We start from the raw sequence: 10,089 nt of genomic DNA on the forward strand, positions 1-10,089 counted from the left end.
TCAAAACTACTTGCTGTATCTATGGGAAAAAATACAGTATCCCTTGTTCAGCGTCTAATGTCACCATCATTCCCACAGGTAAAGCAGCATTGGGGCTATCATGACCAAAGGGGAGATGAGAAACTATGGGGATACCCAAATCACCCAAACAATCCCGCAATACTTCCTCTATAGTAAAACTAGGTACATTGGCTGCGGCTTCACACTTTGTAAATCCTCCCAAGGCAATACCGCGAACTTTAGACAGAATACCACTTAATCGCCATTGAGTCAACATTCTATCTATCCGATAGGGTGCTTCTGTTACATCTTCTAAGGCTAAGATTACACCCTCAAAGTCAGGTAAAATCGGTGTTGCTAAAAGATGGGTTGCTACTGTCAAATTACCAGGAAGCAAGATTCCCGTACTTGTACCACCACCCCAACCTTTACCCTTTAAAGGTACGAGGGGACGACCTTCTACTATGTCCATTAGCCTCTGTATTGACCATTCTGGCTCATTAGCTAGGGTGGTGAGGACGGGACCATGGACACTGACAATATCGGCGTTGTAGAGACTCCACAGCAAGGCTGTGATGTCAGAAAAGCCGATTAACCATTTAGGGGGAATGATATTTTTTTCTGGCCAATTCCAATCTTCTAAAATCCGGGTACAGCCAAAACCACCTCTCGCGCAGAGGATACCCCGACATTCTGGATCTTCCCATGCTGTGGTTAGTTGCTGACGACGGTGGAGATCTGTACCAGCGAGATAACCATGTTTATCATCTATGTTGGCTGAAATTTCAACCCGATAACCACGCGCTTTCCAAATTTCCACACTTTGATGAAACGCTTCCATTTCTCGTAATGCACCACTAGGAGCAATCACGCGCAGCAAATCACCTGGTTTGAGATATGGAGGTAAGATAAGGAGTGACATCGGTAGAAAATGTAAGTAATAGTTATATTTTTGTTATATTTTTGGTAGTTATCGGTGATTTAGCTCTGTTTAAGGGACTTTTTTCGAGGATAGTTCTAAAACTAATGATTCCTCTGGGGTATTTGTTTCTGTGATAGTAATTGTCTGATTTTTGACTCCAATATTCTCCCGTTGGTTGATTAAATAAATACTGATTAAGGTGAGAAAAACACCTAACCATTGGATAATTGTCAAGACCTCTGAGAGGAAAATATAACCGAATATTAAGGCAAAAATCGGTGTCAAAAAGGTCAGAGAACTTAAACTGGTGAGATTTCCACTGGAAGCAAAATAGAAAAATAAACCATAAGCGATCGCACTACCAAATACAGTAGCATAACTTAAGGCTATCCAATCTGATAGTACAAGATTTTGCCATTGTTGAGCTTCTAATACCGAAGACATTCCCCACAAAGGCAAGCCTCCGATAATCATGTGCCATCCTGTAGCCATGACTGGATCTGCATATCGGCACACAAACCGAATCAACACCGTTCCCACAGCCATTGATAAAGCAGCCAGTAACATTAATAACTCACCACTATTAAATAAATCTTGCCAATTAGCTGGGTTAATTGTCACTCCTGAATCAAAAAGATGAAAAATCCATTCTTCTGGTAAACCAATGAGACTAATTCCTGTGATTCCCAAACCTAACCCCAACCATCCCCATAAACCAATATGTTCTTGAAATAACCAGAGGGACAGTAAAGCTACTGCTAGAGGTTGGGAGTCTATCATGACCGAACCTAAACCAGCATTGGTTCTGACTAAACCCTCTGCTAAAAATCCTTGAAATAAAGTACCATCAACTAAAGCAAATATAATAATCCATAACCATGCTAACCAACTTTTAGGTACAGGTTTACCCATGAATGCTGCTACCATGAGAATTAGTACCCCCGCAGGTATTAACCTGACTCCAGCCATAAATAAGGGTGTAGTGTGGGGAATTACACCTTTCATGGCCACCATGGCTGTACCCCAAAGGAAAAAAGGAGCGATTAATAGTAGATACGTTAGGGGATTTTTAGATCCACTGAGTTGCACTTGCATGAGATGATCGTGGTTTTTAGTAAATAGATGAATATACTACTTTAGCTTTACTTTACCTGATTTTGGGGTTTTTTGAATTGCCTGGATATTTCGCGGTTAGATATTAGGAGTATAAGATAAATGATCACAATTAAACCCAGGGTTGAAGATAGTTTTGGAATTACACTAGCACCATTGTCTGTAGAGGAAATCTATAGTCAGGTGGATAGTCCTGCTCATGGTGCAGTGGTAATCATGAGTGGTATGGTTCGTAATCAAACTGACGGTAAGTCTGTGGTGGCTTTGGAATATCAAGCTTATGAACCAATGGCTTTACAGGTATTCTATCAAATTGCTGATCATATTCGCCATCAATGGCCTGATATCGGTCGGGTGGCAATATATCATCGCATTGGCAGATTGTCAATTGGGGAAATTAGTGTACTTGTAGCTATAGGTTGTCCCCACCGTGGACAAGCTTTTGCGGCTTGTGAATATGCTATTGATACGTTAAAACACAACGCACCTATTTGGAAAAAGGAACATTATTACAAGATTGGAGAAGATGGTTCAAGAGTAGTAGATTCATCTTGGATTTCTATAAATAATTGTCAGCATTAAGTAGGAGGGAACAAGTAACAGGTAACAGGTAACAGGTAACAGGGAACAGGTAACAGGGAACAGGTAACAGGTAACAGGTAACAGGTAACAGGTAACAGGTAACAGGTAACAGGTAACAGGTAACAGGGAACAGGTAACAGGTAACAGGTAACAGGGAACAGGGGTTCTAGAGTTTTCATGTTCATTCACTGCTTAATATTTCTTAACATAAATATCTTGACAAAATTGACATCAAGTGAGATATAATCTCAACAGAGATGATAAGAAAACTCACCTAATAGAAAGCTTAGAAAGCTCAAAAGCTGACTAAGTTGGGATTTCGGGGTTATAGCGCAGTTGGTAGCGCACCTCAATGGCATTGAGGGGGTCAGCGGTTCGAATCCGCTTAGCTCCATGGCATAATCAAAATAAAATAAACTCTAGATACTCCATGACTATGACCTTAGGACATTATGACTTTAGGACATGAGGACCTGATTACCTGGGTTTTCCTAGTGTAGTAATGTAAATGACTGCTTCGTCAGCAGGAATACCCAAGACATCGTTAACCTGGTCATCAAAAAAGCCAGCGATACCACTGACACCTAAGTTTAAGCGGACTGCTGCTAAATTCAATCTTTGTCCTAAAATACCTGCATCTGTGTGTAAATAACGGTAAACTCGATCACCATACTGAGCGATCGCACTTTTGAGGTCGGCAGTATGAAATAATACTGCTCCTGCATCTCTACCTAATTCCTGTCCCAAGCAGAGAAAATGTAACTCCCGACGGAAATTTTTAAAGCGAATTTGCCGTAATTCTTGGGCTTTAGGTGCATAATAATAACAACCTGGATCTAAGCCTTGAACTCCAGAAACCACCACAAAAGTTTCTATTAAATTCAAGTCAAAATAATCAGGGTCAGGATCTAAATTTTGGTCAACATAATTTTGTGGTTGATAAGTGAAATCAAGTAAAGCTTTTAGTTGATCAAAACTTAAATTATCGCCAGTATAAGCACGAGTAGAACGTCGTTTATAGATAGTATTTGCTAATTCTGATAAATTTTCCCCCCAAAAAATTGGCGCAGTTCTAGTAGGAATTTTATCACAGAAAGGAAAATTATATTTATCCTCTAAAGACCTTTCTTCTTTGACAGTTGGTAACTTTAAATTACTGCTAGTAGTCTGTGTGATTTCAGTGCGTAAATGAAAATATTTTAGTAGTTCACCGTCAGGAATAGATGGATAATTAGTTTCAGTGGTAGAAGGTAAAGCAGTGCTGGCTTTAGGTAAATTTTGGCGAATATCTAACAAATCTGCCAAAGCTAAAACAGCGGTCGTTCCTTCTTGTTCATGATCAATATAAAGTAGATCATTAACCGCTTTATCCACAAAACCGCCTATTAAATAAGAGCGATAATTTGCCAGATTACAAGCTAATTGAATATTACCTAAAAGATGCCCAGTATCGAGACAAATTCGGCGGTAGGCTCTATCTTCATAACGCCAAACAGAACGATAAAAAACCGCAGTAGTAATAATAGCTAATTGAGTGGTTTCTAGGGAAGAATGCCAAAAACAAGCCTCTTGTAAATTTTGCCAAACATCACTTTCCCAGAAGTGCATTAAAGAATGAGTTCGACATTGATAATTATAAAGTCCTGGTGGTAACAAAGGTGTACCGCGAGAAACTAAATATACTTCAGCCGGATATAAACCCCCTGCACTGGGAGCAGCACGTAAATATACTGCACTACCCATAGAAGGCATTTTTGCCGTCAGTCCATAACTGTGAAATAATAGGTGAGAGAGCCTGTACCACCATTGAGCATCTTGATCATGGGCGAATATTTCTGTATTTTCTTGTAGATAGGGTTTTAAGTCAATATCAGCACCGATTTTGTACTCTTTGAAAGGTACTGGTTGTTTAGCCCAGTCTAAATTATAATTTTTAGCAGCTAGAGTTTGGGGATCATACTTAGTCCGTTCGTGATAATGTTGGGCTATGGATTGATGTATTTCTGGCATAATAAATAATTGTAATTTAATATCCTTGTATTCCTACCATTGACGTTGACATTTATTAGCTCCATGATTTGCTGTAAATCAATTAAAAATTAAAACCTGAAAATTGATTTTTTCTGCTAAAATTTCTAACCACCAGTCCTGGAGAACATTGAGCAAATGATACCTATACGTAAAACTCTCTCAACATCTGATATTCAACTTTCTTACCTAGAATGGAATCAAGGTCAAGAACCATTAATATTGTTACATGGTATGGCTGATCATGCTTTAGTTTGGTCAAGTTTGGGAGACTATTTAAAATCAGATTACCATATAGTCGCGCCGGATATGCGTGGTCATGGTGAGAGCAGCAAGCCAGAAAAAGATTACACCTTTAAAAGTGCAATTTCCGATTTAGAGGCATTAATGGATAAAATGCGGTGGCCTGCGGCTCATATTGTCAGCCATTCCTGGACCGGGAAATTAGCCGCCATTTGGGCTAGAGAAAACCCAGCCAGATTAAAAAGTATCACATTAGTAGACCCCATTTTTATTTGGAAAATGCCCAGTTTTCTGAAAATCATATTTCCCCTTTTATACCGTGTTTTACCCTTCCTCAAAAGCATGGGCCCCTTTACCAGTTACGAAGCAGCCGAACAAACAATTAAACAACTCAGTCAATATCAAAATTGGAGTTCTTTGCAACAGCAAGTTTTTCAAGCTGCAATTGTACAAAAACCCGACGGTACTTGGGGTAGTAAATTTACTATAGCAGCCCGTGATGGCATTTTTGATGCAGTCATGGAAGTACCAGGTTTTATTCACCCAGTTGACACACCTGCCCTCTTTATACAACCAGAAAAAGGTGTCAACCGCCAAAATTGGCAAATTCAACCTTACAAAACCAACCTCAAAAATTTACTTATTCGTCAAGTCCCCGGAAATCATTGGCCATTCTTAACTAACCCAACAGAATTTAATCAAACAGTTGCCAGTTTTTTAGCAGCACAAAAATGAGATAATTACAGATAATTCGCAATGTCTCATTACCCATTACCCATTACCCATTACCCATTACCCATTACCAATTACCAATTACTTATTATGAGTCTTTGTATTAATCCAGTTTGTCCTCAACCCAACCACCCAGATAATGACGAAAACCGCTTTTGTCAAAGTTGTGGTTCTCAATTAGAATTAATCGGACGTTATCGAGTTTTACGTTTATTAAGTGACCAAACTGGATTTGGTAAAATTTACGAAGCTTATCAACAAGATAGGCCAAAAATTCTCAAAGTCCTCAAACAAGAATTAACTAATGATCCTAAAGCAGTCTCATTATTTCAACAAGAATTTAATGTATTAAAACAATTAAATCATCCTGGTATTCCCGCAGCAGAAGATTACTTTCCCTATCAAACCAGAAATAATCTTATACTCCATTGTCTGATTATGGAAAAAATTGCCGGACCTAATTTAGAAGAGTGGTTAAAGCAACAACAAAACCGCCCCATTTCTCAAGTTCAAGCCATAGCCTGGTTAAAACAATTATTAGAAATAATAGCGTTAGTACATAATCAACAATATCTCCATAGAGATATTAAACCATCAAATATCATGATTCGTCCTGATGGACAATTAGTATTAATTGACTTTGGTACAGCTAGAGAAATTACCAAAACCTATTTAGCTAGTGGGGGAATGACAGCAATTTCATCATCAGGTTATAGCCCTTTAGAACAAATGCGTGGACAAGCCATACCCCCATCAGATTTTTTTGCATTAGGACGGACATTTGTATTTTTATTAACGGGATATCAACCTGGAGAATTATATGATCCTAACTTAGATATTTTAAAATGGCGACATCATGCAAATCACATTTCTCCATTATTATTAGATTTGATTGATTGGTTAATGTCCACCCAAGTAAATCAACGCCCTAGGAATACTCAAGAAATTTATCAAAGATTAGCAGAAATTGAGGATCAACTCTCACAAAATACATCTGCAACCGTGAATATTAGCCGAACAGAAAAAACAGCCATAATTAATCAAACAACTACTAATAATACTCTTATTCCCCCACAAGAACCACCGGAAAAATTACCATTATTGTCCTGGTTTACAGCTTTAGTAGTTTCCTTATTACTACTGTGGTGGGTAGCCTTAGGATTTAAAGACAATAAATTTGTAGCCTTACCTGCTGACTATGGACAAGCACCAGTTAAAAAAGGCAAAGTTGATTATTTTCCCTATGAAGAAGGGAAAGATAGTCAAGGGAGAGTTGCCGAGTTTAATATTGCGGTTTTATCAGTAGAATATAAATGGCAATTAGGCAGCACCTACCAAATTAAATATAATGACCAAACTATAACAATTGATTCCTTAAAATCTAATTTAGAACAAGAAGGAATCCAGACAATTATGGAAAATCCCAGCGAGATTATTTCCGTGGGAACAGCCTCCTGTGAAGGTAATATTATCGCAGAACAAAGTCGCGCCTTAGAACGTTCTCAACAAATTCAATTATTAGTAAAAAAGATATTTAGTAATATACCCAGTATTAAAGGTTATCGCTTATTAAATTTGGGACAATTTCAGAGAAAAGACTGTCAAGCTAACCAAGACTCAACAGCCTATCAACGCAGTATTATTATTATTGGGGTGAAAAAACAAGCCGCAGGTGTAATATTAGATGAAGCCTTAAGAGATAGATTAGAGAAAAAACCATTTGCTGATTTTAAATTAGAAGATTATTCTCTAGGTTCACCAGATAAATTTAAAACCATACCCAGTAATTTAGGTGCTACGCCACGGGGATAGGTGATAGGTGATAGGTGATAGGTGCTACGCCACGGGGATAGGTGATAGGTGATAGGTGATAGGTGAGTAGGGTGTGTTAGCGACAGCGTAACGCACCATAATATATTTAATTGTATAGTATAGATATAATAACGAAATATGAACCAATAAACCTCAAACCCTGATAAACCAAAAGCCAGGTAGGGTGTGTTAGCGACTATTAACGCACCATAATCTATATTAGATATAATTAAATATATACTAACATAAATATTAATGACTGAATAAACCTCAAAACCTGATAAATTAAGACCGTATTAAGCCCCCATACCAGAATAGCGTTTTAAACCCTTACGCCATAAAAAACGATTAGCGCCCAAAAATACAAGAAACCAACCAATAATTGACAAAAATCCCCTGGTTAAATTTACAGGTAGTCCCACCAAAATACTGGCTGGGAAATTAATCATGTAGGGAAAAGGTGTTAACATAACTATGTTTCTGATATTTTCGGGAAAGACATCTAAAGGTGCTATTAAACCCGATAAAAATAGAAAAAACAACATCCATAAATTTTCTAAAGCTGCTGCTCTTTCGGTCCAAAATGCAACCATAGCAACGGTATATTGAATGATAAATCTTAAAGCAAAAGCCATAATTGCTGCTAAGATAAATAAGCATAAATTACCTATATCAGGAAACCAAAAGGCTTGGGGATAGAGAACAAAAAAGAATGTGGATAAAAGTAATACAAAAGGCATACGAGCGACTCTTTCACCTAAATGATTACTAATATGATGCCAAATTGGATCTAAAGGCTGTAATAATCTTAGAGAAAGTTTACCTTCTAATATTTCTTTTTCAAAGTCATAAATTACCCAAACTACACTAATTTGTTTAGTCAGGAAAACAGCGAAGAAATACCGAGCAAAATCCACAGGTTGAAAACCAAATTTACCACTTTCGGCTGCTTGTACCCAAACACCCATCATAATCATTGGTAGAGAACCTGCTAGAACCCATAGGATTAATTCTGAGCGATATTCCAGCATATAAGCATAGTAAACTGACAGTAAAGTTAAGGCTTTTTTAATCGCTTTTTTCATGGGTGACAGGTGACAGGAGACAGGTGACAGGGGACAGAGGACAGGGGACAGGGGACAGGGGACAGAGGACAGGTGACAGAGGACAGGGGACAGGTGACAGAGGACAGGGGACAGGTGACAGAGGACAGAGGACAGGGGACAGGGGACAGGGGACAGGGGACAGGGGACAGGGGACAGTTCCCTCCCTTTGGTAAGGGGAGGGTTAGGGTGGGGTTTTCAAATAAATCCTTTTTGAAAAACTCGGCCAATTACCTCTTCTACTGGTGGTTCTGTAACTGTTAAATCTACCACTGCTAAATCAGCTAAAATCCGGGATACAGTCTGAGTTAATGCTTCTTGTTGAACAATAAATCTTACTGCTCTTTCTTCGACCATTTGTACATCACCATAGGACATAAGTTGTGCTAATGGTAATACTTGAGCTAATTCGACATAAATTTCTCGATAGGGAGCAAAACTTTCTAATAATCCCTCTAAACTACCATCATACATTAATTTTCCTTCGTGAATTAATAATACTCGTGGACACAAAGCTGTAATATCAGCCATATAATGACTGGTTAATAATACAGTTGCTTGATAAAGTTGATTATATTCCTTTAAAAAGTGACGGACTCCTACCTGAGCATTAACATCTAACCCTAAAGTGGGTTCGTCTAAAAATAAGATTTGGGGACGGTGTAAAAGTGCGGCTAATATTTCGGCTTTCATTCTTTCCCCTAATGATAATTTTCGCACTGGTTGAGTTAGTTTACCTTCTAAACCCAACATTTCTGTTAATTCCCCAACGCGACGCTGAAATTCTTTATCAGGAATATTATAAACTGCGGCGTTAATTTTGAGAGAATCTAAAGCGGGTAAATCCCAGATTAATTGCTGTTTTTGTCCCATGACTAAGGTGATTTTTTGGAGAAATGTTTCCTGACGACGAAAGGGAACAAAACCACCGACCTTAACTACACCACTAGAAGGATGAATTAATCCTGTTAGCATTTTTAAAGTCGTAGTTTTCCCTGCACCATTGGGACCTAAAAAACCGACAATTTCCCCAGGTTCAATAGTAAAGGAAACATCTTGAACGGCTTTAATTAAACGATAATTACGACGAAAAAAGTGGGTAATTGTTCCTCTTATTCCTGGATTTTTAATTGCTACTGGATAGGATTTATTCAGATTTTCTGCAACAATAATTGACATAGGGGAATAGGGAATAGGGAATAGGGAATAATATTAATTATTGCATATCATTGGCGAATAAACTAGCTGATCCTGATTTTCCCGTGACAAATAATGATTTAGTCGTAGTTGTTGGGTTGAGTTTCATCCTGTAAATCCTCAAATCCTGGTTATCCTGATTCAAGACAAGAAAACCCAAACCAAAACCGAAAACTTAAAAATCACATCCTGTAAATCCTCAAATCCTGGTTATCCTGATTCAAGACAATAAAACCCAAACCAAAACCGAAAACTTAAAAATCACATCCTGTAAATCCTCAAATCCTGGTTATCCTGATTCAAGACAATAAAACCCAAACCAAAACCGAAAACTTAAAAATCACATCCTGTAAATCC

The 10,089-nt window shown here is 38.0% G+C and carries 8 protein-coding genes and 1 tRNA gene; 4 read left to right on the plus strand and 5 right to left on the minus strand.

Annotated features, from left to right (window positions below):
• Positions 1-19: 19 nt before the first annotated feature.
• Together FFO06_RS20195 and FFO06_RS20200 are read right to left on the minus strand one after the other, a co-directional pair.
• Positions 20-922 (minus strand): S66 peptidase family protein, encoded by a 903-nt coding sequence (locus tag FFO06_RS20195; protein ID WP_137909631.1) that lies wholly within the window; start codon positions 920-922, stop codon positions 20-22.
• A 69-nt stretch (positions 923-991) separates the two neighbouring features.
• On the minus strand, positions 992-2,017 hold the full coding sequence (locus FFO06_RS20200) for a DMT family transporter (RefSeq protein ID WP_137909632.1): 1,026 nt from the start codon (positions 2,015-2,017) through the stop codon (positions 992-994).
• A gap of 120 nt (positions 2,018-2,137) precedes the next feature.
• Between FFO06_RS20200 and FFO06_RS20205 the strand changes: the two genes are divergently transcribed.
• Both FFO06_RS20205 and FFO06_RS20210 read left to right on the plus strand, forming a co-directional pair.
• Positions 2,138-2,617, plus strand: a complete 480-nt coding sequence (locus FFO06_RS20205) for a molybdenum cofactor biosynthesis protein MoaE (protein ID WP_137909633.1) — start codon at positions 2,138-2,140, stop codon at positions 2,615-2,617.
• 321 nt (positions 2,618-2,938) lie between these two features.
• Positions 2,939-3,011: transfer RNA gene (locus FFO06_RS20210), tRNA-Ala, on the plus strand.
• 83 nt (positions 3,012-3,094) lie between these two features.
• On the opposite strand, the gene FFO06_RS20215 is transcribed toward FFO06_RS20210, so the two are convergent.
• A complete protein-coding gene (locus FFO06_RS20215; protein ID WP_137909634.1) occupies positions 3,095-4,627 on the minus strand; it encodes a SagB/ThcOx family dehydrogenase in 1,533 nt (510 codons plus the stop codon).
• A gap of 156 nt (positions 4,628-4,783) precedes the next feature.
• On the opposite strand from FFO06_RS20215, the gene FFO06_RS20220 reads away from it, so the two are divergent.
• The gene (locus FFO06_RS20220) at positions 4,784-5,623 is read left to right on the plus strand and encodes an alpha/beta fold hydrolase (RefSeq protein ID WP_201275502.1); all 840 of its coding nucleotides are present in this window, start codon (positions 4,784-4,786) and stop codon (positions 5,621-5,623) included.
• A gap of 87 nt (positions 5,624-5,710) precedes the next feature.
• Complete coding sequence (locus tag FFO06_RS20225; RefSeq protein ID WP_137909638.1) at positions 5,711-7,432, plus strand: serine/threonine-protein kinase; 1,722 nt, start codon at positions 5,711-5,713, stop codon at positions 7,430-7,432.
• Positions 7,433-7,728: 296 nt separating this feature from the next.
• Here FFO06_RS20225 and FFO06_RS20230 read toward each other — a convergent pair whose 3' ends face one another.
• Positions 7,729-8,517: an ABC transporter permease gene (locus tag FFO06_RS20230; protein WP_137909635.1), complete on the minus strand. Its 789-nt coding sequence runs from the start codon at positions 8,515-8,517 to the stop codon at positions 7,729-7,731.
• A 216-nt stretch (positions 8,518-8,733) separates the two neighbouring features.
• The gene (locus FFO06_RS20235; RefSeq protein WP_137909636.1) at positions 8,734-9,714 is read right to left on the minus strand and encodes an ABC transporter ATP-binding protein; all 981 of its coding nucleotides are present in this window, start codon (positions 9,712-9,714) and stop codon (positions 8,734-8,736) included.
• Between the last annotated feature and the right edge of the window lie 375 nt (positions 9,715-10,089).

The sequence above is a fragment of the Dolichospermum planctonicum genome, assembly GCF_005402965.1.
GTDB classification, from domain to species: Bacteria; Cyanobacteriota; Cyanobacteriia; order Cyanobacteriales; family Nostocaceae; genus Dolichospermum; species Dolichospermum planctonicum.